Source organism: Hansschlegelia beijingensis (genome assembly GCF_045505405.1).
GTDB lineage: Bacteria > Pseudomonadota > Alphaproteobacteria > Rhizobiales > Methylopilaceae > Methylopila > Methylopila beijingensis_A.
In genome coordinates, this window is sequence record NZ_JBJKEX010000001.1 from 1 (window position 1) to 25,588 (window position 25,588).

Below are 25,588 nucleotides of genomic sequence, written 5' to 3' on the forward strand. Positions count from 1 at the left end.
CGGCCGCGAGCGCCGGCGCGTCGGCGGTCCGCTCGACGCCGAGCGCCGCGACGTCGTTCTCGATGGCGGCACGACGGGCTGAGAAGTATCCACGAAGTCCTTCGTCGACGCCTGCGACCTCAAACAACCCGTTGGAGCCGGCGGTCTCGACCGCGAACCCCAGTCCCTGAAGACCACGGGCGAGCTCGGCGTGATAGACGGCGCCGGCCGCCATTTTCCATGCGAACAGCGCACGTCCGTCCAAGGCGCCGAACGAGCCGTCCGCCCGCTGTGCGACCGCGAGAACGCAGCAATGATGATGCAGAACCGGGTCTGCGAAAATCGCGCCGTCTACGTGCTCGCAAGGTCTCGCTTCGCCATGCCGAAAACTGGCGACCGTCAGCCGCACCGTTTCGTGGATGCGGCCGCCCTTGCCACGCCGGCAAAACGCGGCGTTGCGGTCGAGCAACTCAGTGGCGGCCTTGACGGCTTGCTCTTGAGCTTTCTCGACGACCTGTCGGAGGGGCAGGTCTCCAAGGGCCCATATGAGCGAGACCGACTTGGGCGCAGAAAATGTGACGTCGTAACCGCCGACGCGTTCGATGCGCCCGCCGGTATTGGACAGCAGCGAGGAACCGTCGAGGGCGCGCGCGTCATGCAGGCGCTCGAAGCTCTCACGGTCGACGGGAGCGTCCGCCACGACGCCGAGGCCGCGCCCTGCGGTCAGCCACCTGCCGGCCGGCTCGCGCCCACCCAGATAATACTCGATCTGCGCCAGATAATACTGAGCAGTCGTTCCAGCGGCGACTGTCGCAACCACGGCTTCCTCCACACAGGAGGCATCCGTTTGGACGCAGACGGCCGCTTAGATTTGCATTGCAACGAAACGACGCGGTGAGAGCGTTCGTTTATTTGCAATGCAAATATCGAGGGTGCGTCTCGGTTCAGATCTGCTCAGCCGGAGGGATCGTCCTTTCGGCCTTGAGCAGTGAGCAGATCATGAAAACTCCTCCCTCGCGGCCGACGCGAAGCGTCGTCGACGCCGCGCCGAGCGCAACCTCCGGCCCCGAACTCGTCATTGTCGGATCGGGCAAAGGCGGCGTCGGCAAGTCGACGCTTGCGACGACCGTCGCCGATCTCTGGACGCTTGCGGGCCAGCCCTTCCGTCCGTTCCAGGTCGACGATCAGCAGCGGCTCGGAGCGATGCTGGGCTCGCGAGTGGCGACCATCCTCCCCGATCTCGAGGCGGTGATGCGCACTCCGCGCGCGCTCACTAACCCGTTCGCATCGCTCTACAATGCGTGCGCGGGGGCCGCGCAATCGAAGTCCTGCGTCTTGCTCGATGTGGGAGCCAATCGAACCGAACTCACCGCGATGTGGGCGCGGATGGCGGAACTCGACGAAGATCTCGCCGTCTGGCGTATCAGCGCGGTCGTGCTCGTCCCGGCGGTCATCGAAAGCGAGGCGCTTCGCCAGGCTGCGGACACCATCCGACTGTTCGGCGAGGCGCTGCCGGGCGCCCGGATCGCCTTCGTCGAGAACCAGCGCGACGGCCGCCTGACCGACCTTAAACCGCGCTCCGAGGCCGCCACCGTCTGGCGCGACGCGCTTCAGCCGATGCTCGAGGCGCCCGGTCGCAGCCATCTCGTCATGCAGCTGATCGGCGCGGACGCTTGGAGCAGCTACGAGAACCACTCGTTGCGGTTCATCAAGGCGATGAGCCTTCCTCCGATCGAGGCCGCGGCTCTGCTCGGCGAGGAGGTGTCCGAAGCAAAGATCATGCGCTCGGCCGTCACCGCATACATGCGCGCAATGCGCATCGAACTCGCGCGCGTCGTTCCCAGCGTGATCTCTCCGGAGTCCGTGTGATGTCGGAGGATGACGATCGAAGGAACGCGGATCGTTTGGCGGCGCGAGCTCGCGCGGAGGAAGCGATCCTGCGCGAAGGCGAAGCCGAGCGGCTCAAGCTCGCTCGAAGGTTGGCAAAAGCCGTGCTTACCGATCCGGCTGAACTGACCGCCCAACGCCTCCGCCGTATCGGTGAAGACGGCCTGAAGCTTCTGATCACCGAACTCCGGGAACCGATCTTTTTCCGTACGGACCACGACCTCGAATGGAAAGCCCCGGAACCCACGGCCGCTGCCCGTAAGGCAGTCGGCGCCAATCAGGCTAGGTCGAGGCCGGTCGCCGGCAAGGAGAAGCCGACGTCTTCGCAACTCCCGCGACCGACGCCATCAAGAAGAACCGGAACGCGGAACGAGCCTTCGCGCTCGGCGAACGCCAGCGCGGGCAAGGCTACCCGCAAGCCAGGTCCTGCGCCGACCGCCTCATTCAAGGGATGGTGGCGGGACGGGCGCGAGAACCCGCCGGCCTTCGAGAAAGAGGCTCGGCGCTGGGGTTACACGATCGGACTTTCACTGCTGATCGTCTTCCTACTCTTGCTCGGCCGCTTTCGAATCTAACCTGCTCAACAACTCGCGCTCGCGCAAAAGCAACGCGAGCCTCCGTCAACCTGATCTCATCCGGGAATTCAATCATGACCTTTCTCACCCCGATGCTTGGCTCCGCGCCGCGGCGCTCGAAATGGCCCGCGGTGTTCGCGGCGCTAGCGGCGGCGGCCGTGATCACCACCATCGCGTCGGTCCTTCTCATCTTCTGGACCTCGCCTTTTATCGAAGTCGACGGAACGCCGCGCCGTCTCCGACTAAATGAGTTTTGGTATTATGCCTTCGGTCATAGCCAAGTAGACGCGGGCCTTGCTCGCCGGTTGGGCCTGGCAGCCCTCTGCGGAGCAGCAGCCTCCCTGGTCGCCGCTATTATCGCTTGGCGTCGGACGCCGATGACCGACTGTGCGGTGACCATGCCTCACGACGGCGAACCGCGGCTGCATCACGGCGAATACGCCAGTCGTGAACTCAACAAGCGTCTTGCGACCCGGTACGGCCGCAAGAGCGAGCCCGGTCTGTGGCTTGTGCCCGGCGTCCGCCTGCCTCGCGAAGCTGAAACGAACTTCATCCTGATCGTAGGCGACAAAGGCTCCGGCAAGAGCACCATTATGCGGGCGCTCGCCAGCCAGGCGATCTCTCGCCGTGATCGCGTCCTTCTTCATTGCGTCAAAGGTGACGTGACGCAGTCGTTCGGTCCTGACGAAGCCGTCCTGATCGCGGCTCATCATGCCGAAGGTTGGGCATGGGATGCGGCCGCCGACCTCAAGGATGAGGCGGCGTTCATGGACCTCGCCGCCGCGGTGATCCCAACATCCGGATCGAGCGCCTTTTGGTCGCAAAGCGCCAGGGCCGTGTTCGTCGACATCCTGCGCGATCTCGTGAACGAATCGGGCCACTCGGGATGGACCTTCGCTGAACTGGCGGACCGGCTACTCACTGATCCTCAGATCATCCGAGAGCGCATCGACCGCCTCGATCTCAGCGCGAGCCCGTTGATCGAGGCTGGACCAGAAGGGCTTTCCACAACGACTTTCGGCGTCATGGCAACGCTTTGGTCCGCGGCTCTCAACGGCGTCAGACCACTCGCTCTCGCTTGGAAAGATACGCCGGCCGACCGCCGCTTCTCCGTCCGCCGTTGGCTGGCGGGGGGAGGCCAACGAACCGTCATCATCCAGACAGCGCCCGAGTACCAGGAACTGTCGACGCTGGTTTCGACCGCGCTGCTGACCCGGATCATCAACGGCGTGAGCGATCCGAGCCTGAAGACTGACTCAAGACGACGCGTAACCCTTGCTCTCGACGAATTTCATTCGCTCGGGCGGATCCCCCGGATCGAGGACGCCATGGCGGTCGGTCGTGAAAAAGGTCTTGTGGTGATCGCAGCGCTCCAGAATCTGGCTCAGCTTCAGGCGGTCTACGGCAACCGAAGCCAGGTCGTGCAGGATCTCTTCGGACTCCGCATCTTTCTGGCGCTGGCCGCAGGCGCCTCCGCCGATCTTGCATCCGCACTGATCGGACGCAGAACGCTGATCTGGCGGGAACGTAACCTTGATCCCAACGTCAAGTCCCCCTACAAATACGAACGCGCCGAACGCTTCGTCGTGTCACCGACGGAATTCCAACGCGATTTGGGCATCAGACAAATCGGCAAAAACGCTGCAGATCCGAGCCATAAGATCGCGCGAGCGATCATCAGCGGTCTGGGCGACGTCTACCAGCTTGATTGGCCGCTGACGATTTGGCGCAAGAAGCGTGATGGCTTCGTTCTCGCCAAGTGGATGACGCGCGCGCGAGTTCGCGCAGGACGTCCCGATCAACGCGCTTCGCCAAAAGGGTGACGGAATTCCAGTGATTGCTCTGGGCGGACTCACCTAGACTAGCGCCCAGAGCACAATCCAGAATGTGAGGCAGCAGCAGCCTGGTCGAGGCTCGATGGCAGACCGCGCGGCCTGCAACGCCGCGTCGGCCACCTCGATGGTCTTCGGCTTGGCGGACCCTTTTTGTGAATCCTTGAGCTCAAGAGTTAACTCTCGATAGCGCACGGCTATGCCGCCGGTCCAAGATCGCAGTGTAGCTCCGTTGAACATCTCAATGCGCGGAACCGGCTCCGGCGTCTTCTTCGAACGCTTTCTCAGTTCGACAAATCCTGATGCGCAACGTCAGGTTCGCGATTTCAACCGTCAACGCCGAGCCTGAGCGCGGGACAAGAGGCGCGTCATCATGACGATGGGCGCTTCCCGACTTGCAACAGAAAAAGCCGGCGGATGATCCGCCGGCCGATTCAGCTTAGATGTCCCTCGGCAGGAATGCGGTGTGAGCAAAATCAGGCGATAAGATTGCGGCCTTTCATTTTCTGCCGCGCGTATGACTGGCCAGTGTGGTCAGGACAGCTTTGATCGTTGCCACGCCGATTTTGGCCCGCTCGGCGACCGCCCGCGTTTCGTCATCGCTCAGTTTGTCCAGTCCGGCCCCGACAGGCTCAACGCCGAAAGCAGCTTTGAAAGCTGCGGTTCCGACGTCTTCCTGCGCACGGCCTGTAAGCTTGCCGAATTCACCCACGACCTCAATGAATTCAAGCCCAAGGATTTGAACCTCCTTGTGCGCGGCCAAGTCGTATTTACCAAACTGGCTGACCTGCTCGGTTCCCGTCATTTTCATCTCCGATCGCATGTTGGCCTCCGGTTGTCATCGACCGGACGTCCACGGCGGTTCTTCAGCCGAGGCGCATTGAGCTTCGGCCAAACTCACCGCGTCCACTTGCATTGCAAATCAGAAACTTTCCTGCCGTCGACAGTCAAGCCGCGTAGAGACCACGCTCAGTCAAACTGCGGGCTTGTTCGGTCCAGTAGTCGGCGACAGAAAGCGGTAGCATCAAGAATGGTCCTGTGATTTCCAATTGCCGACCCGTCGAGTTAAGTACGGAGATCGGTTCTTCGTCCGGTTCCATGTATTTATATCTGACGTTGACGCTCTCACATTTCCTGGTTCCCACGAGATAAATTGCCTCGCTCATGTCTTGCCATGCTTGTTGAGGCAACATCGCCGCGAGCAAATCGTTCACATCCATCCAGAATGGATCGTCGGCAAGATTGCCATCGACCAACGTTTGAAACGCTTGAGAAATCTCCAAGCCGATGATCGCGGCTCCGGATCGGCGTAGCAGTCCCAGCCACCGAGCAAGTTGTTCTGCGGAGTCGCAGACCGCGCTTCGGCCATTGCCGCGTGGAGGTAGTACGCCCCCAAAAAATGCCACAAGCATGCGACGTGTCAAATCCCATTTCTGTTGAGCGATTTGCGTATTTTTCGGCAGGCCGAGTTTATTCTTAAGCGCCTGGTTCGATTGAGAAATAAAGCGTACATGCTCGCCTTCTAGAAATCTTTCCTCCGACAACGATCGCCACATTTCTTCCGTCGCAATGCGCATGCCCATCACGATTTGACACAACCAAATCGTGGCGGCATGAGCATCGAATTCTTGACCGAAGTATTTGCCCGGCTCGCCAAGTTCCGCCTTCATGCGCTTATCAAGGGCCGGCCGAGAAAGTCGGAACCACGCGCTTATCCCTGAGCGGCCGCGCATGAGCGCGGTATTGGGCGTCATTGGCCACGCTGGGTAAACCATGTCGCCAGGCATGACGCTCTCGCATCCCACCAAGAGCTCGTCTTTCCGGATGAGCGGGATGATCGCTCCGGGATCGTCACAGCCGCGAATTCCAGATTGCCTTCCGCAAACCGGCGCGAGGAACTCCTGCGCCTGCATCCTCGACCATTGCGGTCTGGGTCTACCGCGACCAAGTCTCTCGGCGGCCAAGAAAGAAGCCTCTGCGACGCAAACCATCTTCTGCAGCGCATCGACGCTCTGCTCTATCGCGAGATGATATTCGCGCCTGCCTCGGGCTCGTTTAGCCGGTTTGTCCGGCCAGACACCGGGCATCAAGGTATCGAGGCCTTGGCTGTGACCAGCCATCATGTACGACTTCTCGTCTGCGCGATTACGAAAAGGAGACCAAAGCCGCAGGTCCGTTTCGGTCAATGCCTCGAACCGAATGGTGCGATATGGGGAGCGTGAGGAACTCAGCAATTCGCGAGCGATTGTCAGCGTGAGAGGATCTTCGCGCTCCGGATCGTAGTAAACGACACGTGATATGTTCGCTCGACGAGATCCGCTATTGTGCTGGTCAATATCGTCGTCGATGAAATCGGGCGCTTCATCAGCCAGGTAACGCCGTTGCAGATGAGCCAGTGACATCTTGAGACTCGAGGTTCGGGTGATTATCGCATCGACAGGCGTTTTCGAACGGCGTCGAGTTGTTCCGCAGAGAAATCTTCATCCGGTGGGTCGACGCTCCCGCTGTTGACCCCTTTTGCGAGAGGCGCATTGGGCCTGCGGCCCTCGTCGGGCGAGTTCGGCCGTACGGAGGAACCTGGAGGCTTGCCGGCGGGCTGCTTGTGGGCGCTTTCAGTGCGGGTTTCGACAACCGCGATGTTTACCGCTTCCCGTCGGCAAGAGCGCGAGTAGCTCGCCCGCAACTGGTCAGCGGAGAACACGCCTCCGTCCGGCCGGCGCGCGCCGCTTTCGGCGAGCAACCTAGATATGCTGCGCCAGCGCAAACCGGCCGCTCGCAGCTCGGTCAGAAACGACTCGTGGTCATCCACCACTCGATCGAACGAGATGGGTTCGTCAGCGATCGACAGACCGGCGACGAAGCTTGCGAAGCCGGAACGAAGGCGGTTCGGGTCCATGCGGTCTAGATACCGCCAACCGATTGAACTCGAATGAAACGGAGCGAAGCAATTTGAAGCGAAACAGAACGCTTCAGAAAGACTCAGTTTGTTTCACGCACACCTGTGCACCCTGGCGTGCGAAGTGGGGTGGCGCGACTTACTTCTCGCTTAAGCCGGGCGGCTTCCGCGGAATTTCCAAGGGCCTCTTACCCCAGACAGCCGCCCGGACAGTCAATGCGCTACGAGCCGATCTCCGCAACCTCGCCGAAGAGCTCAATCCAACCGAATGCGCAAACTGCTTCTCCGCCGCAAGGCATGATGCCCGACCGCCACACCCCGCATGGCTCAGCTACCAGCAAGGTTGCGCAGCTCCGGCATATATCGCTCGAAGAAGGCCTGCATCAGTTTCGCGCTCGTGAACGCCGCGTACCGCTGAGCGCTGTCTTCCTTCTTCGCGTCGGCGAAATCAGAGACGCTCTTCAGCGCGAACGCTGTAGGCTTAGGAGCCCCAGCGTTGTTCACCGCCGCATAAAGCCCGTATGCTTCCATCTCTACCGCGATCACCTTCCTATGCTGCTGATCTATGATCTTCGCGATTATCTCAGGATCCGCGATGACGGCTGAGCCGGTGGCCATCGGGCCCACTAGGAGTCGCAAGTCGTGGCCCGGATCATCGTCACGTGACCGCCTGATGGTCTCAAGTAGATCCTTGTCCAACGCCAGTTGCTTGAAGCGGCTTCTTACGAACTGTGAGATTGGGAGTTGATGAGGGTCCAGCTTGAACACATGAGACCCATCAGTCTCCTTGATACGCTTCCCACTTTGGTAATCCCAAGCCGGATCTGCGAGAATGGCATCGCCGAGTCGTGTCTCGGCCTCTAATCCAGCGCAGATCCCTACCATGACACAGTAACGTGGCCTAAGGTGGTTGATGGCCTTAGCTGCAAGTACGCCTGTAGACACCATGCCCATCCGCTCGGCGACCGCCGTCACGACACTGAATGTTTCCGCTCCGCTGCGGAAGCTGCCGCGCCGGATAAAGGTCGCATCGTCGAGTGGTTGCTCGGACTGCCACGCCCACGGGAGCCGATGGACGGCGGACATCTCGGGCTCTCTAAGAGCAGTCAAAACAAGAACATCGGTATGGTACGTGGGGGGACCGGCCTGTTGCGCGGCGAGATACAGGATGCTAGCGGCGATTGCCTCCATCCACCCGCTGCTGGTCTCGTCGTACTGCAAGACCGTCCATGTGTTCGCGGAAAACACCGGAGCCGCATCGGCGGCTGCCTGTGGGTCAGCAGAAAGCCCGACTACTTGTCGCGGCGCCAATAGCCCCGCTTCGCTAGTGATGCTGTCAAGCAGGTTCAGCGAGCCCTGAATGCTCGGGCCGCTCCCGGCCCGCCAGGGCAGGAGAATGTCCAAGATCAACAGGTCGTAACGATTAGTCCTCATTGCCTTACTGGCTGAATGGCCGTTCTCCTCGGCTGAGAGTTCTACGGAAGCCATGTCGGCCCGACCTGCCAGGAACGCCCTCAGCGCGGCGAATTTGCGGCCACCGTCATCAACCAGCAGAACCTTCATTTTGAAACCGCACTTTCAAGAGAGCCGACGAGAGCAAGAAGCTCGGGCTGCCATGTTCCCGTCAGCGTGTTATAATAAATAAGGCCCCGATAGTTTGAAGGTGCCTCTTTCTTAACCATGTCCTGAACGCCCGCCAGGTCGACCAGATTTCCATCTTTCGGGAAGGCGGGATGCTGCGTGACGACAATGATCGGAACACGCAAGCCATCTCGCTCCAGATAACGGACGACTTCTAGGCCACCAAAGCCCTGTGGCCGGCCACCGGGCTCGCCAGCCGCTATATCAAACGTAGGCAACGACATGTCCAGAAGCAGTAGGTCCGGCATAGGTCCAAGCCGAAACAGTTTCGTCGTACCCCTGACGGACCGCGTCTCGATAATGTCCAGCCCAGGCACGGAAGACAGCAAGAACGCCTTGATTTTATCGCGTTTGGAATCCTCGTCTTCAGCTAGAACCACGCGCATCGAGAGCCTCCTCAGAGATATGGGTGGCGGATCGAGAGCTCTTGAACGGGACGACAATCTCAACCTCGAAATCATGCGAGTCATTGAAGCCGAACCGGAGATCAGCGACGGGGAACTTCATTTTCAAGGCCCCCAGCTTCCGAAGGCCAGACCTCCTGTCCTTCCTGACCGCCGGCGTAGCAGCACTCGTGGCTATCTCCACTCGTATGCTGTCGACAAGTTTTAGATCCTGCTCGGTCCGTTTGGACTCGTGGACCGGGTTCCGAATGCTGAAACCAAGCTGGGATCCTTCGCCGCGTGTACGGACATCAATATGGACCTTCGCCCCGCCTTCGACCCCTGAATGCTCGCACGCGTTACTGAGCGTGACCAAAATAATCTCGGCTATGACGGAAAGATCTTCTGCCGGGACCCCCACGCCGTCCTCGCAGCTCAGGTCTATCTCGGGCTTATAACTCCGTAGCCGCGCACGTGCGGACTGAATTGCGATATTCACAGCTTTCTCAAGCCCGTAGATTCTCTTGGCGTGCTGGACCTCGGACCTAGCGAACCAGGTTTGAACATCCTCGAGGGCGGCCTGCAGGTCATTCTGAGCCGACGTGATCGCGCCGTTTAGCTCAGTCAGTCCTCGACGATACGGAGGGACCCCAGTCGTCGATTGGGTAGTCGACCCAGAATAAAGCTGGTTCACTCGGCCTCTAAGCTCGTCAAACGCTGACCCTAAAGAAGCACGGAGCCTCCCTGTGATCTCCTCGCGGCAGGCACCTAGATGCCTGTCGAGAAGGCCCCAAAAGGCGGCAAAGCAGTTTCCGACGTAGACAGAGAACGAGCTGCTTTCTTTAACCGCACTCCTGATGAGGTGGAACGCGTCGGCGTACAAACGCATCTCGATGAGGCCGGCCGGATGGTCTTTATCGCGTATCTGGATCAGTTCGTCCCTCAGCCTAATGAGCGCATCGTCGTACGCTTTAGCAAAATCGATGAGATAGCCGGATATTAGATCGCGTTCCTCTTGTTTCAGGTCACTAAGTTGCTCAAGCCAAAATTGGTTCGGGGCGTAGGAGGCGTCGGTTTCGTCACGAAGGCTAACTAATCTTGCAGCCTCGGCTGGCCCTCGGAGGAACCCGACGATTGAGCCGTGCCGGATCCTCCGGCTAAGATAGCTGTCGAGGCCATGCGCTGGGTCATAGAGAAATCTCTCAAGGAGCTGCTGTGTGAGTGATATCAGCAGATCGTCGGCCTCATTCACCGGGATCGCAAACAGAGTTTTCGGATTCTCCTCGCCCTTGCGCAGCTTAGCCAACACCAAGTCGAAGTCGTCGGCTACGCCTATGCCGGTATCAACAAGGGTCCTGTAGCGGCGATAGCCGTCCGATAGCTCCCTATTTGCCCACGCTTCAATTGCGTCGGTATCGACGTGAATTCGACTGCTATCTACGATTCTCATTCCTTCGGCCAACGAGAGCTGGTCGGTGATGTCAAGTATCTCGTCCTGGTAGTCGACCGCTTCGTCCGGATCTAGCGGAATCAAGAGAGATAGCACACGCCGTCTTTCCTCCTGAATATCCCTAGTGCTCTCCAGCGCGTCAGACATATCAAGGACTGAGAATACGGCGATATTTCGCAGGAAATAGGTGATGGCAATCCTCGGATATCGGTGCACGTCGAGTTCTGATGCGCGCTCAACCCCTTGCGACTTCAAGAACGCGTCGAATGCAAATCTACGGTGTGTCGCCACCTTGTCGCTAGCGGATGACTTAAGAGCAAGGTCGAGAACGATGGAGAGACCGAGCCGGCTCGACGCCTCGCGAAGGTCCGACCAGGATTTTCCGTCCACAAGCTGCACGTTCGGAAAGAGATCTGCGAGGGTCCCATCGGATGAAAGCTCAGCTTCCACTAACGACACGACGGGTTCAACCTGCTCAAGACGCACACGAGCATGCGCTTCAAACAGTATAGCCCGTCGCCGCAAGCCCATGTGGCGGCTGGACCTAGCCTCGGCAGCATTATCGGCCGCTCCGAGCCACTCTTGACTCCTCGCTGCCGCTATAGCCCTCGCATAAGCACGCGCGCTCGGATCAACTTCGTCCGGAGTCGCCCCGCCGTTATGTGAGGATGCAAAAAATAAGCTTGCGAGGCACCCCTCCGCACCCGGAACTGTCACTCCAGCTTGGGCTTCGCAGAAAGTGACACGCTCGGTGTTCAGGCCGATTATCCGTAGGTCGGAGACCGGCCTTAGCATAGCCGTGGAGGACTCGGAGGAGACTATCCCCGTGAGGGCTCTTGCTGGTTTGGTCGCTGCAAAGTTGCAGGAAATTTTCCGAAGGCGGTCGAGTGCGTCGTGATACTCAGAGCTGCGTCCGAAGACCCGAACTAGGTCCAATGTTACGTCTGCCCACAAAGGGGAGAGACCCGCGAGTTGAGCGGTCGAGGCGCGATCCAGACGGACCGACCGGGCGAATGCGGCCACGAGCGCGTGGTCGATGCTGGTGGGGTCCGACCTCAAAGCTCGGATGGCAAGCCTGTACGCTTCCGGCGTTTTACCGCGCAGAAGAGTACCCGGCGCCTTACGCTGGACATCGGCCGCCGGGAATGGTCGCACCCCTAAGTAGTGCTCGACCTTCGTGAGTCGCGGGTCTGCAACGTCCGACAAGTTGCCGAGAGCGGCTATTATCGCTTGGGTGACATCAGGCTTGCTTTGAACTGAAACAACGTGCTGCGCGAGAGAAATGAACGTTTCATACAGGTCGATGTCGGAGTGACTCTGCTCGGACCGCAATATGTCCGCAGCCTCTGTTTCTGAGTTCGGCCATTGCTTGATAAACTGCCACTTAAAGTACGTCTTCAGGGACCTACTAAGGCGGCTTTGCTCGAGTTTGCGCTTGGTGTCATCAACAAACCAAGACCACGTAACGTCGGACTCGTTCCGTATACTGACGTAGTAGGCTACGTAAGGGATGATCGTCCCGATGAACGTCTTTCTGAGGCCTGACACGTACTCCTTTTGACGCTCAATCCCGCCAACTTGTTGCTCAAGGGCTATGCGGAGGCTGAGCTGCCACATGGAGAACCCATATTGGCGCTCGATGTGCTCGATGCGGCCTAATGCGTCCTCCAGCCTCCCGCCCCAGATCTCAGCGTCGAGTTGCGAGGACGAAAGCAGAAACTCGTTTATTTCGCCGCTGTTCGATCGCAACCTCGCCGCTACCCACGCAATCTCGTCGACAAGGGAAAGTCGAGGTGCTTCGATCATCCCATAGAGATAGTCGGAGCCAACCGGTATTCGCTTAAGGTTGTTCCGCTCCACGAGCGTCGACGCCTTGAAAGCACGGAAAAATTCGTCATACGAGCCGCGGTCTACCGAGGTTCTCGCCATCATCATGGCTTTCCGAAATGCTAGCCTATAAGAGCGCGCCTGAGCTGCCGCGTCTAAGTCGAAACCTTTTCGACGAAGATGGCTGGGCATTCCTCTCATCAAACTCTTGTAGTCGGGCGTATGTTTCATGCGGGGCCGCGCCAATCTATTAGGAGGCAGTTCCTTTTGCCACGCGTTCGCGACTCCGGCATCGATGTGGGGAGTGTCGCCTGCGACGGCCGTCCTCTAACCTAGCTTAGCACGGGGCGATAGGCCCATCGAAAGCGGCTTGTCACGGGGCGAGGCGAAACCGCTTCGGCCCGGATTGAGGATATCGACTTTTGGGGACGTCGGCGACGGCGGTCCGCGACCACGCATCGAGAACGACCGCCGGATAAACGAACCTGCCGACAACTGGAACGTGGGTGATGTCCGCGACCCAGAGTTGGTTCGGCCCCGTCAGGGCGACGGCCCTGGCGGGGTCTGGGAGGATCGGGCCATCATGGCGACTGTCGGTGGTGGTGACGTAGCGGCGTCTACGCTTCGGCCGCAGCCGGCGAGGCAGCCCAAGCGGGGCCGGCTCTGGCTCATGGGTGCGGCTGCGGCCGGAGCGGCCCAATCACGTTTGGTCCTACTGAGGCGAAGGCAGTGATCGAGGGCTGGCGGCGGCACTACAACGCTGTTCGCCCGCACTCATCGCTTGGCTACAGGCCGCCCGCTCCGGAGGTCGCGCTATGGCCGGCTGCGCAATCCCGACCAGCTCCGGCGGCCACACCAACCGTCGCGTCAGCGACGCTCATGAACTAACATTCCACTCGGACGACTCGATGGGGCGCGCCACAGCCGGCGGCCGCGAGCTGGCAGCTCTTTGGCCGGGCAAACCGCATGACGCTGGCCTCCAATTTGTGTCGGTATCTTTGCATAGATCGAATTACCGAGCGGCTACCGTATTGCAGCTGTTCCCGCATTCAGAGAGAAGCGACGCAGGCTCAAACGTCTGGATTCGTCATGCGCGCCGTTCTCGCTGCCACCCTCATCGCATTCGGGTTTCCGCTCGCAGGTTGCGTGACAAGTGGGCCAGAATTCCAAGCCGCAGTTTCAGAGGTGTTCGCCAAGCAACAGCCTGCCACTCAGGCCGAACGGGCCGCAATTAGGCAGTCGGTGCAAACGACCTTCAAAGACCCTTACAGCGTCCGTGACGCTCGCATATCGAATGCGATGTTCTATACGAAGAACGGCCGTTCGTCGGATCGATATGTATGCATCAGCGCGAACGCCAAGAACAGCTACGGCGCCTATGTCGGCATTCAATTCTCAGAATATCGGCTCAGGAATGGATCGGTGGTAGAAGTTCTCGACAACAGAAAAGAGGGTGCGTGTCTGGATGCTCGGTTGCGTTACGCACCGTTCCCCGAGCTCAACGGTCGGGGCTAGATGGTCGCCGCTAAGCAGGCATCGACGCCGCCCCAGTTATTGCAGTGCTAGCTGCCGCGGCGCTGGCTCAGGGCGCCACCGCTGGTAGCGTTCGCTTATGCTTGCGCTACCACCCAGCGCTCGTAGGAAGTAGCCGCTAGCGGATACGTGAGTGACTCCGGAAAGGCCCCCTCTCCATCAGCAGGCCTTCACTCATCGGCAGATGCTACTCAGCGACGCAGGAGGTGCCGCTGGCGGCGTTTCCGGCGTCGAGAGCACCCCAGCAGCTGCCGGCGGCGGCGGCCGCCGGAGAGCGCCTGAGCGACTCCGGCGGCATCTCCTTCAGCCCGCCGACGACAAACCCGACCACTTCATGTGGGCCGCCAAAGCCTGGGAGCTCGGCGCAAGCGCCGGCGCGGTGGGCAGCCTAATCGATCTTCCGGCGAACTCCGCGTAGGAAGTGGCCTTGAGCGGCTCAGCCAGCATGACCACCAGGGAGCCCGGGTCGACCGCGATCAGGCCGAGGTCGAACAGGTTGTGTAGGTCGGCTCGAAGCAGCAGGCCGTTCCGCGGGTCGTTGGACGCTGCGCCGGAGTAGCGCGCGATGTGAGCGGCCTCGAGCGCCTCACGGGCGTCACAGCCAGTGATAGCGCACCGACCCTCGTAGGCCTCCATCAGCTTCGCCCTAAAGGCGCCTTGTCCCCGACGCTGGACAACTTCTGCCATGCGCCGCTCCCGCTGGTCGGTGAGCGCCCCGAGATCGAACTCTTCGATCGCGTCGCCCGCGAGTGCCGCCCGCATCTCGGGGGCGCTGCGCTCGGATTGGTAGCTCTCCAGCTCGAAAAGACCTGCGTCCCATCCGGCAACACGAGCAAGGCCTATAAGATCGTAAGCTACCCCGGGCTTAGGCTTGTTCTGGATCAGCACACCCACAGGCACGCCATCGGCCATGCACTGCATCAAGCCACGGTTCGTAGCCTCGCGGTCTCGCATGTCAGGGTCGGGGTTCTCCTGGAAGTAGCGGAACGTCCAGGAGCCGTTGGGATGACGCTCAAGGGGCCGGTCGTCGTAGGGGCCCCCTAGTGTCTGCCTGACGGTAAGCGCGTAGTTGGGATAGCCCAGGGGCCACGCCGGCTTGTAGATCCCCTTAGCCTTTGTCACGAGGCGGACCCCGAGATCAGGGGCCACGTCCTCCATCTCCGACCACGAGACGCTCCGGCCCGCGTTCGTCGCTAGCCAAGTCAGGGCACCGTGGTGGGCGGCACTCAGCTTCAGGTGCTCGAGCATGAGATGTGCGGCGCTGTCGACAGGTTCCGTGAAGGAGACTTGCCTCATGTTGAGGATCAGATCTTCGCTCGCGAACACGAGGACGACAAGATCTGGACATCGAGGTAATCACCGCAGATGCTGGGGCTGCCTAGGGCCCGCAGGCGTAGCGAATCGAGGGCTGCCATCTAACAGGTTAGGGGCATCGTCCGGTGACTCAGCGGGCGCGGTGCCGGAGGCGCGCCATCTGGCCCGACCTCGAGTCGTTGGGACGCGGCACGGACGACGAACGTCTGCCGCCCGAAGGGCGGAACTCTTTGACAGGCTGGAGCGCAGTAAGGACGACCAATGACGCTGTTCACCCCCGCAGTGCTTGATGCACTGACCAGCGCCGGCGTGGCGAATGATAAGGCGATGGCCGTGGCCATGGCGCTGACGCCGCAACCGCCGGGATCGGATCACCAGCCAGTTCTCGGCGACTTCGCCGTCTTTGACGCGCTACGGGCTGTTGGCGTGCCAGACGACAAGGCGAGATCCTGCGCGATAGCTCTGGGCTCTCGTCTATGTGGGGCCCCCGATCGCCGCGCTTGAGGGCAGGAACCGCGCCCACTAGCCGGCAGACGCTCGGAGCCTTCGGCGAGGTGGCGCGTCGTGAAGGATTGCCCGTGCCCGCGCTGCAAGCGGGCGCAGACGCTCGCGCGCCTGCCGGCCAGCTTCAAGTGCGCAGACATGCGACTTTTATGGCTACCTCCGCCCAGGTGAAGGCGAGAACCGCGAAGGACATCGAGGTTATCCCCGCGCAGATCCTCCGCTCCGCCTGGGGCCGCTGGCGGAGCGGATGGGCAGCCATCTACTTCCCGCTGTTCCTGGTGCTCGCGACGCGGGACCCGGACGCGCACGCCATCTACTACCCGTCCGCAGACCTTCAGACGCCGACCATGTTCAGGCCTCGGCAGCCCTCAGCGCCACGGCGCGGCGGGCAGGCTGGACAGGCTTCCTCTGTGAACTCCGCGCCCTGAAATCGGCGTTTGTGCGGCTGATCTAGGAGGCCAGCCGCAGCGCGATCCAGCGAGGCACGCGAGAAAGCTGGCGGTGCAGAATAGGAGCGTCACACGGGCGACTCTCGCGGATGACATTCGCGGCGGCGTTGCCTGAGCCGAAGGCCGCCCCGGCGGCGGATTGCCTGAGCCGTAGGTCACCCCGGCCGGATATGATGGTGGCTGCGGGCTCGCCTGCTCGCGCTCGTCGTTTCATCCAGCTGGCGGGGTATACGTCGGGTGCAGCGCCTTCAACATCCGGCCATGAACCTGATCGATCTCCGTGGAAGGAATCCTAAGTCTTTCGCAGAAGCGTTCGTTCAGCTTCGCGAAAATCATTGCAAACGTTTCGCCGCTGAATTCCTGCGCGGTCAGCCCTGCGCGCGCATAAATCTGTGCGGCAAGTGCCGTGAGCACCGAAAGCGTGTGAGGCTGCATGGCTTTCTCCTGGCGCGCCGCGCAAACGCAGGCCTGCACTGACCAGAGTGAGGTCACCCAGCATTCGAGGACGTCGTCCGGGAGCATGTCGTGGACGGCTTCGATCTGAAGACAACGAATAGCCGGACGATTTCCACCGAAGAAGGCGAACAGCAGCTGTCCCATGAGCTTCGGCCAGCCATCCGGATCGTTGCTGAGCGCCAGCACCTGAAGGCCACCCGGAATGCCCTTGGCCTTCGCCGGTTGGCCGGCAGCGGCAACGATCATCAGCATCGCCCGTAGCCGCAGGACATCGATCGAGCCGAGCGCCCCGGACTCGATCTTCGTCTTGAGCCGGCCGTTCAACGCTGTAACGGCCTGCACGATCTGCTCGCGGGTTGCCCTCGCGCGCGCAGCCTTTCGGCGTTGCTCTTCAGCGCCTGCTGCCTCTTCTGCGGCATCAGGGCTCGTCGCAAACGCGTCTCCCTGTTCGAGCGCGGCGGCGCCATCTCCGGTCTCGTCCCGGAGGTCGAGACCGCGGACGATGGCATCCTCGTCGGGCAGTCCAGTGTCCCGCCCGTCGTCCCCGATCGTCAAAACCCGGTTTAAGAAGTTCCGGACAAGCGAAAGATCGCTCCCGGCCAGAGAATTTCGCTCGGCCCCATGCTCGTCGGAGCGCAATTGGCGGCCGGCGATGAACGAGTCATAGTCGAGCTTCCGGTGCCCTTCGCTCTTCTGGTCCTTGTCATCACTTCTGCGGGGCCGCTTTCCGCTGGGCTCTTCCTGCCGGGCGAGTTCAACCGTCTCAAGCTCGTTCAGCACCTCCCAGAGCCAGAGGCCTTCCTCCGTCTCTTCGGAAAGTGCCACTGCGGCCGACTCCGCCTTCTTGCCGCGCGCATCGCGCACAATTTCGCGCAAGGAATCGACCACGCTCACGACGGCGAGCGCCGACGTGGTGCCGTCGGCAAGCCGAAGCCGCGCAAAGGCGGGCCGCGCTCTGACGCCGCTCATCCGGAAATAGCGGCGCGTTTGGCTGCCGGTCAGCGGCGTGAGCTGGACCGGCAGGAGGTTTTCGGCCGCGTCCAGGAGCTCGATTTCGGTATGGTCGGGTAAGGCTGAGGGCGGGCACCAGTACACCGTGTCGAAGGCGCATTCGAACTGCCCCGGCGCTCGCTGCGCTGCTTCCGCCAGCGGCAGCTCCTGCTCCTTGCGATATGCGGGGAGCTCATCGGGGTGAACCGCGGTGCCTTCCTCGATGATTTTTGCAAGGCCGAGACTTGCGAGCGTGGAGCCCGCCGGAAGACGGCGATACAGACATGCCTCGTGGTTCGCGCCGGCATAGTTGCCGGTGCCAAGCGCCGCAGCGGTACAGTTCGCGCTGCCAAATAGCACGTGATCGGCCCAGTCCGTTTCGGCCACAATGGCTTTCGCGTGGATGAACCGGCTTTTGCCGAATGTGTTGAGGTCATAGATTTCTACGTCGGGCAGTGCTTTCGCCGCTTGGGCGGGAAACAACTCAGTGTTTCGGTCAATAAGTATTGCGAGCTTCTTCGGCGCAAGGCTGCTGACCAGAGCGGCGAGTGCGGCGAGGTCATCATCCCAATAGGGGCTGAGCACGACAAGACGCTCGACGCGCTCTCCGTCGATCAGGTTCGTGAACCGCGTTCCTATCCCGGCTGCCGAGCCATTTCCGCTGGAACGTAGCAACGCGGCGCCGGAGCCGTCCGCGAGGCTGACGACATCGGCGGCCGGCTCGGTATCGAAGAGCCAGGGCGTGCGCGCGCGAAGCCATTCGAGCTGGTGGTTCAGTGCCTGCCCTTCCCCGGAAAGTAGGCTGCTCAGGTATTCCCATGTGGCGGCAACGAGCCGGGCTTCGCCTTCAGCTTCCTGTGTGCACGAGACCAGACCCGCGAGTTCCAGGTTCCCGGCGAGACCGGAGGCGGTCATGTTCGCGGAAGAGATGATCGCCCTGCCGCCGCGGCGCCCGAGTTGCAGCACGACCTTCGGGTGAAACACGGTCTTTGGCTGAATGCCGGTCACCGTGTAGTAGCGGCCCGCATGTTCCGGGAGCAGAGATGCTCCGTCGAGCGCATAGGTGAGCATGCGCTCGTCGACCAGCAGCATGTTGTTCGAGCACCCCGCGCCGCGCAGCCTTGGCAGTGCGATGTTCTCATACGCATCGAAATCGATGCCGAACGACGTGGTGATGCAGCTGTGGAACCCACTATCCCCAAAGCGCTCATACAATCTCATGCGGCGCTCTCGATGCAACGGGCGCCCGCTGCTGTGAGGCCATCGACGTTAAGAAGACCGATGTCGCGCAGGAAAGTGATCGAAGGTCCGAGCCGGGGATTCGTGAAGACCGGACCGTCGAGATCGCGCAGGCGGACCCTTCCGTTATCCGCTTCCAGCAGGAAGGTATAGTCACTCTGGTAGCGCAGCTTGCGCAAGGCGATCCAGAGATGGCGCCGGATTACACGCTCTTCGAGCAGCCGGCCGACGGTCCGGTCGAGCGGCGCGGTGAGCTGTTCGTCGAGATACCTCGTTTCGGTCAGGATCGAGCGGAATATTGCCGAGTCGTAGCCACTGAAGCTCTCGGCGATTTGCTTTTGCCCTTCCCGGGCGCGGTTATGAAGCATGGCGAGAAGCCGTAGCGCGGCCCAGGCGTGTTCGGCGTTGCAGGCCGCTTCCTGACGGGCCGCTCTCATCAGCGCGTTCGCCACCACGAGATCGGCGCACTGATCATCCTGTGCCCATACGTTCGCAACTGGTGGGCTTTGTACCAGAAGTCCGGCCCAGTCCGCCGGAAATGCGTTTCCCGCGGCGGACCGAATTTCGGAGACAGCATGTCCGATCAGGTTGCCGAGAGGCAGCCCGTCCGGGTAGCCCGCCAGCAGGTCGAGAACGAATTTGAGAAGCGTCTCGAAGCAGATATGCGATAAATCGTTGGCTTGGTATGCCCACCAGCGGCGGCGCTGCGCGTCGAGCTCTTGCGCCAGCTCTAACGCCGTCCCCTCGGGCAGGCAACCCGCATAGAGCGCCCAGCGAACGTCGTTGATCTCGGGTAGGCGCCCCAGCTGCTGCGCAAGAGTGAGAATGAGCAAAAGGGTTTGTCGCCGGCTTTGGTCCGCCGGCTTGGCGGCGTCTCCCGGGCTAAAAAGCAGTTCCTCGTAGAGCTTCCGCTCGTCACTATCTGGCGGGATCTCGGAGGGGCTAAGTGGGGCGAAGGCATCCAGCTCATCGAGCGATACTGTGCCGCGCTGGAGAGCTGCGACGTAGCGCCCGCAGATCTCGCCCAACTCGCTCTCGAAGCAATTGGCAAGGGCCTCTCCTAACTGCGGGCTCGGCACGGGAATAACGTGGTCGCGCGCCTGCGCCAGAATGCCTATCTCGAAAAGCTGGCTGCCATACGCGGCCCCGTAGGCGCCCCACGGCTGTTTGAGGTAATGGGTTGGGCTGCCGGGCTCCGCGTCTTCGGCAAACACCACCTCCCCGTCGGGCGCTGCCAGCTTCGCCGTTGCCCAAAGTATGCCCGCGACGCCCGTCTCTCTGCCGCGCCGCTGGGCGGTCAGCGCGTATAGCGCCTCCGCCCGCCTCAGAAAGCGTTGCCAGGTCTTAGGGTTGGTATCGCCGATCTGGCGTGCATACACGGCCGAGAGCCAGGCGTAGAGACCGTAGTAACGGATACGCAGGGTAACATTGCTGACACCGGGCAAGAGCGTCTGGTAAAGACCGACGCTGGTATTCTGCATGCCGAGCGGATCGAGACCGTTTTTCTTCCGGTACTCCGTCCATTCGGGCGCGGCGATCACGTTCATGATTGCCGCCATCCGCTCGCGCCAGGTGAACGGGGGCGTTCCTGGGCAATAGGAAGCTCAACGGCGCGAGCACATGCGCCGCGACCTGCCTGGACGGCTGGTTCGTCAGGCTCTTTGTCCGCTATTGTGTTCGCTATCGAATCCCCCATTCCCTCATTGAGTAGCAGGGCCTTAGGAAGTGCAAGAGGGTAAGAAGACGGCTGTAGTGTCGGGCCGATGGTGTAGTCTGCCCCCTGAGAAGTGGTCCTACCTGAGGTAATGGCTTATGGCCATGTGGAGGACTGTTTGATGCCGAGGAAGTGGCATGCACCCGAGAGATCGTCGCCAAGCTGCGGCAGGTTGAAGTGCTGACCGCGCAGGGCCGGCCCGCCGCGGAAGCGATCCGCTCGATGGGCGTGACGGAGGTCGCGTTCTATCGCTGGCGCACCGAGTATGGTGCCCTGAAGCGCGGCCAGGGAAGCGCCTGAAAGAGCTTGAGGCTGAGAACGCCCGGCTTCAACGAGCGGTGTCGGACCTGACGCTCGACAAGGTGATCCTCGCGGAACTACTCCAGGAAGAGGCCGTGACAGCTATTGGTCATCCGCGCGTCACAGCCACAGCTCCTGCCGCTTCCGTAGCGCAGCCGCCAGCCTCGCTGCACCACTGGTCGCGCTAATCTTCAAACCCAGGTCTTGGTCGTGTAACCTGCCGTATTCCTTCCGTCCGATTTCCAAGACGTACAGCCGCCAAGTGGTTGGATCCAGTACGATGATGTTTGCGTCAAACAGCCTGTGTATGTCGGCTCGTAGCGGAATACCATTCCAGCCCTCGTCACAGCCACCGCAAGACACAGGAAGAACGTGCGCGGCCTCCAAAGCTATCAGCGTCTCGCACCCCGTCACCAAACATCGAGCGCCGAACATGTCGAATACTGCACGGCGAAACTTCGCTTGTTCCGGTCGCGCCAAGACTTTAGCTAATTTGCGCACGCGCTCCGAAGCATCTTCGGCTTCGGCTTCGGCCGCGGCCTCGGGGCTATCTACGAGCTGGAATCCCAGATTCTGGAAGTATCTTCTGAAGTCGTTAGTTATCGGGTTGTCGGACATTGGCTTTCCCGCAAGCTCATTTGCCAGGCGCCCGAGCGGCTTCACCGGGTAGGATAAGCCTCCGCTCATCAAAAACCCTGTACTTGATCTCCGCATCTTCCCATTCGGCTTGGGGTAACTCTTGTAAAGCCATTCCCGTCCATTGATTTTAACGAGCCGGATCGCCTCTAAGGCGTGGTCCCGTCCAAAAATGAGCTCAGTCATTAGTTGTCACGTATCCGTTGTAGGGCGACATCGAGGAAGCTTAAAAGAGGAACGGGTTATATGCCAGAAGCGGACCAGGCGGTTTTTCGTGGTCCCGGCTTGGTAGCTAACAAACAGGTTGGATCTAGACGCTTGTGTGGTCAACGTTCGGCTTTCTTGGAGCCGGCGGCGCCGAGCCGAGGGAACCATGTTATATGTTGTAGCATCCAAGCGATGCGCTGAGATCGGAAGGCGCTTGAATGGCCGCCGACGCGGGCAGGCAGACACCCTACCGTTATATGGAAATTTCAATGACATAGGTGTTCGCAGTTTTATCCTGACTGGCGCGCCAACAAAATCACGACTTAGCTTATCGCCCTTAACGTCAGGGACCACCCGCGGAAGCGCGCGGAAGCAGCTTGCTTCAACCTGAGCAACGGGAATCAAAGCCGATGCCCGCGCAGAGGCACCGGGAGCACCCATGAGCACACGCATTCGGCGCGGCCCGGCTTTCCGGCCAAGTCATCCCGGCGAACTCATCGCGACCGCACTCGAAGGGCTCGACCTTCCGCTCTCGTCCGCAGCGAAGGATCTCGGGATCACCCGACAGACACTTGACGGCATCATCGCCGGGAGGTCGCCCGTAACGCCCGACATCGCCGCACGGCTCGGGAAGCTGTTCGGCAACGGCGCTGGGCTTTGGCTCCGCATGCAAACCATCCACGACCGGTGGCAGGGTTAGAGGTGATGGCCCCTGCCTTGATCCCACCCCTTCCGCCGAGTTCAATTATTCTTTCTTAGATTCTCTTTGGTTCGATCTGCGAGAGTCTTTAGCGTCCCCAGCATCTTCCACAGCAGCGACCTTCTGCCTCTGCAGTCGATCGCGGCAACCTAGAACGGCGTCGGGAGGCGCCTTCGATGCAGAAGAGAACGCGGGCCATGGAAACGTCCGTCTGGGACCCTGCGGCGTCTCTCGATAGCCGGAGATCTGGCGCTCTTTATCTTGAGGCGGCGCTCGAGGATGGCGATTCGGCTGTGATCAAGGCCGCGTTGGAGAGCGCTGCTCGTTCGCCGTGCCTCCCGCTTGGTGAGCGATCGTTGCTCGCTGCGGTTCTCGAAGATGGCGCCGACATCCGCCAACTCCGTGGAGCCAGCGACCGGACCTCTGCCTACTGGGCGCGTCCGATTTGGAGACGAAGGTGGCCGACGCCCTACGAAGGGCCTGCATGGATGATGGCGACGAGATCGGTTTGTCTGCTCGGGACGGGGACGAATGGCGGCGCTGAAACTCAAAACCTGGAGCGGTGTCGTTCTTGGCTCTTCTGACCATCACCAAGGTCCGCCGCTGCGTCGCGCTCACCGCCAATCGTGATAAGCCGACCTGCACTTGGAAACCGAACGGGCCGCGGCCTTGTCGCTGATCAGGTAGCTCATGCGAGCTGAACCCGAGTTCGAGATCTCGGTGCCGGCTTGGCGGGTTCGGCGGCTCCGTGGTCATCTGGCGGCGCAGAGTGCCGCGGGGCGCGCGGCAAAGGCGGCCGGTGAGGCCAGGATCGTCCCATCTGAACTGGAGCATCGAGCCGAGGCCCGGTGCTGGCTCTCCGGTTGGGATCAGGCCGGCTCCGACAGCGGCGAGGTCAAGCCCGCGCCGACGGCCAGGCAGCTCTTGAAGCTAGATCGCTGGGAGCGTGGCGCCGGTCGGCTGTCGCAGACGCAGGGCCAGCTTCGGCGAGAGATCCTGGAAAATGTCACCGATGAGTTGCTCGCCATCAGCCCATTGAGGTCTGGCGACATTGCAAAGGCACACAGGGAAGCGGTGCGCCGCTGTCGTGATGCGGGACTGCCAGCGCCAAAGGCGTCTCGGTATCGTAAATGGCTGAAGCTTGACCCATAACCGACATTGAGCCTGCCCGCTCTCGGGCCGCTAACAACTCGAAGCACTGCAGGTGGCCATCCCGCCGGGAATGCTGAGGGTCTGATCGACCGCTGTTGCGGAGTTCGCCGAGGCCGTGGTTGCTGTCATCGTTGCACTGCGAAGAGCCGACGGCCAGAGCGTCGCAGCATCAGTTCCGCGGCTCGGCGGCGAGCCGCTCAGCTTGGCGTTCTCCTCCTCAAGCTGCTTGAGCCGCCGGATCTCGCTGCTCTGATTAGTGGGGATTCCCGAAATCTGCGGCCGCGCCGCTTCCGGCGCGCGAGCGCTACGAGGTAGACGGTAGCGTGGAGGCCGCCCCAGTGAAGGAACGCCAAGCGTCGCCGGCGCCATCCGAGATCCTGTCTGACGACCTCGGCGCGTAAACGCCGCCTTCCAGCAGCGCAGACCATCCGAGTGCCGTCAGGCGCCAACCGGTGATCGTAAGCTCGATCAGCTTGTGCCGATGGAGCTTGGTCAGCACCGCTCCGTCGAACGGACTGCACAAGTTCCTTTGCGTTATGCGCGACAACGCTTCACGCTCAGCCAACCCTAATCGCATGCTACGCCCCCAAGGACCGCTAAAACGGCCTCGGGCTAGCTTCGTTCCCGACCCAGGGAGCGACACGGGTTCGGCGGCACGCTGCTGGCCGACAGGAAGCTGACCTTCTGGACGATGACGCACCGGCGCGCACAGGGCGGCATGCGGCGCTTCATGACGAGCGCGCTCATCTCAAGGCGATGCCGAAGCTCCTCGACTGGTGCGACGAAGCAAGCGTCGTCCACTGGCTGCAGGACTGCGGGTCGCGCAGGACTGGCTTGAGGCCGTTCGCCGACGGCGGGCGAGCGGACGCGCCCCCAAGGTGGCGCAATCCTGGCCCGGACCATCGCGAACTCACCGCCGCGAACCACAAGAGTCCGTTCGATCGATCCCATCGCGCCGGCCGGAGACGTTGTCGCCTCGAGGCGCTGCCGAGGCTACTCGCCCCCCTCAGCCCGGCGGAGCGCCAGACTGGATGGCCGCCGCCACCTCGGCGATCAGCGATCTCAGCCAGCGATGAGCCGCATCGTGCCGATAGCGCACGTGCCAGGCCATCTCGACAGGGAAGGTCCCAAGGTCGACCGGTGCGGACAGGACCTTCAGCCTCCGGTCATGCGCCACCCTGCGGCAGATCAGCTTGGGCAGCGTCGCGCAGTAGTCGGTGACGGCGATCATCTCGACGACGGCGAAGAAGTTCGTGACCGAGATCGCAACGTCGCGCCTCAGCTGTTGCTGCGACAGCGCCTGGAACAGGCCGGCGCGCATACGGCCGGGCGGCACGACGTTGATGTGCTTGAGCCGCTCGAACTGTTCGCGGCTGATTCTGTCGCCGATCTCGGGATGATCCGCCCTGACGACGCAGGCCAGACCGTCGTCCAGCAGGTGCGTCACGACCAGATTGTCGGGGGGATCGACGATGCGGCCGAGCGCAAGCGCGGTCGCGCCGGAGCTGACGCCGGTCTCCACCAGGTCGTTTCCATAGGGGATCAGGCGCAGCTTGACGCCGGGAGCGTCACGCCCGAGCCGAGCGATGATCGCGGGCACGATCGCAAACTCGACATAGCCGTTCGGCGCGATGGCGAACAAGCGTTCGGCCTTCGCCGGGTCGAAGTCCTGCTGGCCGAGGACCGCGTCATCAAGCCGGGCCAGGGCCTCCGCGATGACCGGCGCAAGCTCGAGCGCGATCGGCGTCGGCTGAACGCCGTAGCGCTCACGGATGAAGAGCTGGTCCTGCATCATCACGCGCAGGCGCGAGAGGGCGTTCGAAAGCGCCGGCTGGGTCATGCCGAGCCGGTCGGCCGCGCGGGTGACGCTGCGCTCCTCCATCAGGGCGACGAAGATCGGCAGCAGGTTCAGGTCGTAGCGCAT

General features: G+C 61.6%; 18 protein-coding genes and 2 pseudogenes. 8 read left to right on the plus strand and 12 right to left on the minus strand.

Annotated features, from left to right (window positions below):
• On the minus strand, window positions 1–811 hold an 811-nt coding region (mobF, locus tag ACIKT0_RS00005; protein ID WP_407103383.1), incomplete at its 3' end, for a MobF family relaxase.
• A gap of 167 nt (window positions 812–978) precedes the next feature.
• On the opposite strand from mobF, the gene ACIKT0_RS00010 reads away from it, so the two are divergent.
• From ACIKT0_RS00010 to ACIKT0_RS00020, 3 genes are all read left to right on the plus strand, one after another.
• Window positions 979–1,848 carry a hypothetical protein gene (locus ACIKT0_RS00010; protein WP_407103384.1) on the plus strand — a complete coding sequence of 290 codons (870 nt, stop codon included), beginning with the start codon at window positions 979–981 and terminating at the stop codon, window positions 1,846–1,848.
• Window positions 1,848–2,441, plus strand: coding sequence for a hypothetical protein (locus tag ACIKT0_RS00015; protein ID WP_407103385.1), 594 nt, complete (start codon window positions 1,848–1,850; stop codon window positions 2,439–2,441). Before ACIKT0_RS00010 ends, ACIKT0_RS00015 begins: the two co-directional genes overlap by 1 nt.
• A gap of 74 nt (window positions 2,442–2,515) precedes the next feature.
• Window positions 2,516–4,264, plus strand: coding sequence for a type IV secretion system DNA-binding domain-containing protein (locus tag ACIKT0_RS00020; protein WP_407103386.1), 1,749 nt, complete (start codon window positions 2,516–2,518; stop codon window positions 4,262–4,264).
• A 508-nt stretch (window positions 4,265–4,772) separates the two neighbouring features.
• Here ACIKT0_RS00020 and ACIKT0_RS00025 read toward each other — a convergent pair.
• The 6 genes from ACIKT0_RS00025 to ACIKT0_RS00050 all read right to left on the minus strand — a co-directional run bounded on the left by ACIKT0_RS00025 (window position 4,773) and on the right by ACIKT0_RS00050 (window position 12,578).
• Window positions 4,773–5,096 (minus strand): hypothetical protein, encoded by a 324-nt coding sequence (locus ACIKT0_RS00025; protein ID WP_407103387.1) that lies wholly within the window; start codon window positions 5,094–5,096, stop codon window positions 4,773–4,775.
• A gap of 124 nt (window positions 5,097–5,220) precedes the next feature.
• A complete protein-coding gene (locus ACIKT0_RS00030) occupies window positions 5,221–6,675 on the minus strand; it encodes a hypothetical protein (RefSeq protein WP_407103388.1) in 1,455 nt (484 codons plus the stop codon).
• Between the two features lie 23 nt (window positions 6,676–6,698).
• Window positions 6,699–7,169, minus strand: a complete 471-nt coding sequence (locus tag ACIKT0_RS00035; protein WP_407103389.1) for a hypothetical protein — start codon at window positions 7,167–7,169, stop codon at window positions 6,699–6,701.
• A 327-nt stretch (window positions 7,170–7,496) separates the two neighbouring features.
• Window positions 7,497–8,732 (minus strand): 5'-methylthioadenosine/S-adenosylhomocysteine nucleosidase family protein, encoded by a 1,236-nt coding sequence (locus tag ACIKT0_RS00040; RefSeq protein ID WP_407103390.1) that lies wholly within the window; start codon window positions 8,730–8,732, stop codon window positions 7,497–7,499.
• Window positions 8,729–9,196 carry a response regulator gene (locus ACIKT0_RS00045; RefSeq protein ID WP_407103391.1) on the minus strand — a complete coding sequence of 156 codons (468 nt, stop codon included), beginning with the start codon at window positions 9,194–9,196 and terminating at the stop codon, window positions 8,729–8,731. Before ACIKT0_RS00045 ends, ACIKT0_RS00040 begins: the two co-directional genes overlap by 4 nt.
• On the minus strand, window positions 9,177–12,578 hold the full coding sequence (locus ACIKT0_RS00050; protein ID WP_407103392.1) for a hypothetical protein: 3,402 nt from the start codon (window positions 12,576–12,578) through the stop codon (window positions 9,177–9,179). Before ACIKT0_RS00050 ends, ACIKT0_RS00045 begins: the two co-directional genes overlap by 20 nt.
• 609 nt (window positions 12,579–13,187) lie before the next feature.
• Here ACIKT0_RS00050 and ACIKT0_RS00055 point away from each other — a divergent pair.
• Window positions 13,188–13,358, plus strand: a pseudogene (locus ACIKT0_RS00055) (integrase core domain-containing protein); the annotation flags it as partial.
• 201 nt (window positions 13,359–13,559) lie between these two features.
• Entirely contained in the window at window positions 13,560–13,985 is a 426-nt protein-coding gene (locus tag ACIKT0_RS00060; protein WP_407103393.1) for a hypothetical protein, read from the plus strand.
• Window positions 13,986–14,306: 321 nt separating this feature from the next.
• Here the strand turns inward: ACIKT0_RS00060 and ACIKT0_RS00065 are convergent, their stop codons facing one another.
• Window positions 14,307–15,329, minus strand: a complete 1,023-nt coding sequence (locus tag ACIKT0_RS00065; protein ID WP_407103394.1) for an HNH endonuclease — start codon at window positions 15,327–15,329, stop codon at window positions 14,307–14,309.
• Window positions 15,330–15,970: 641 nt separating this feature from the next.
• On the opposite strand from ACIKT0_RS00065, the gene ACIKT0_RS00070 reads away from it, so the two are divergent.
• Window positions 15,971–16,249 carry a hypothetical protein gene (locus tag ACIKT0_RS00070; RefSeq protein ID WP_407103395.1) on the plus strand — a complete coding sequence of 93 codons (279 nt, stop codon included), beginning with the start codon at window positions 15,971–15,973 and terminating at the stop codon, window positions 16,247–16,249.
• A gap of 231 nt (window positions 16,250–16,480) precedes the next feature.
• Here ACIKT0_RS00070 and ACIKT0_RS00075 read toward each other — a convergent pair whose 3' ends face one another.
• Both ACIKT0_RS00075 and ACIKT0_RS00080 read right to left on the minus strand, forming a co-directional pair.
• Window positions 16,481–18,937, minus strand: a complete 2,457-nt coding sequence (locus ACIKT0_RS00075; protein ID WP_407103396.1) for a phospholipase D-like domain-containing protein — start codon at window positions 18,935–18,937, stop codon at window positions 16,481–16,483.
• A complete protein-coding gene (locus ACIKT0_RS00080) occupies window positions 18,934–20,502 on the minus strand; it encodes a hypothetical protein (protein ID WP_407103397.1) in 1,569 nt (522 codons plus the stop codon). The genes ACIKT0_RS00075 and ACIKT0_RS00080 overlap by 4 nt, the downstream gene beginning before the upstream one ends.
• Window positions 20,503–20,790: 288 nt before the next feature.
• Here ACIKT0_RS00080 and ACIKT0_RS00085 point away from each other — a divergent pair.
• Window positions 20,791–21,046 (plus strand): annotated as a pseudogene (locus ACIKT0_RS00085) (transposase); the annotation flags it as partial.
• A 43-nt stretch (window positions 21,047–21,089) separates the two neighbouring features.
• Here the strand turns inward: ACIKT0_RS00085 and ACIKT0_RS00090 are convergent.
• Entirely contained in the window at window positions 21,090–21,791 is a 702-nt protein-coding gene (locus ACIKT0_RS00090) for an HNH endonuclease (protein ID WP_407103398.1), read from the minus strand.
• A gap of 460 nt (window positions 21,792–22,251) precedes the next feature.
• On the opposite strand from ACIKT0_RS00090, the gene ACIKT0_RS00095 reads away from it, so the two are divergent.
• A complete protein-coding gene (locus tag ACIKT0_RS00095; RefSeq protein ID WP_407103399.1) occupies window positions 22,252–22,512 on the plus strand; it encodes a HigA family addiction module antitoxin in 261 nt (86 codons plus the stop codon).
• 2,158 nt (window positions 22,513–24,670) lie between these two features.
• Here the strand turns inward: ACIKT0_RS00095 and ACIKT0_RS00100 are convergent.
• Window positions 24,671–25,588, minus strand: coding sequence for a LysR family transcriptional regulator (locus ACIKT0_RS00100; protein ID WP_407103400.1), 918 nt, complete (start codon window positions 25,586–25,588; stop codon window positions 24,671–24,673).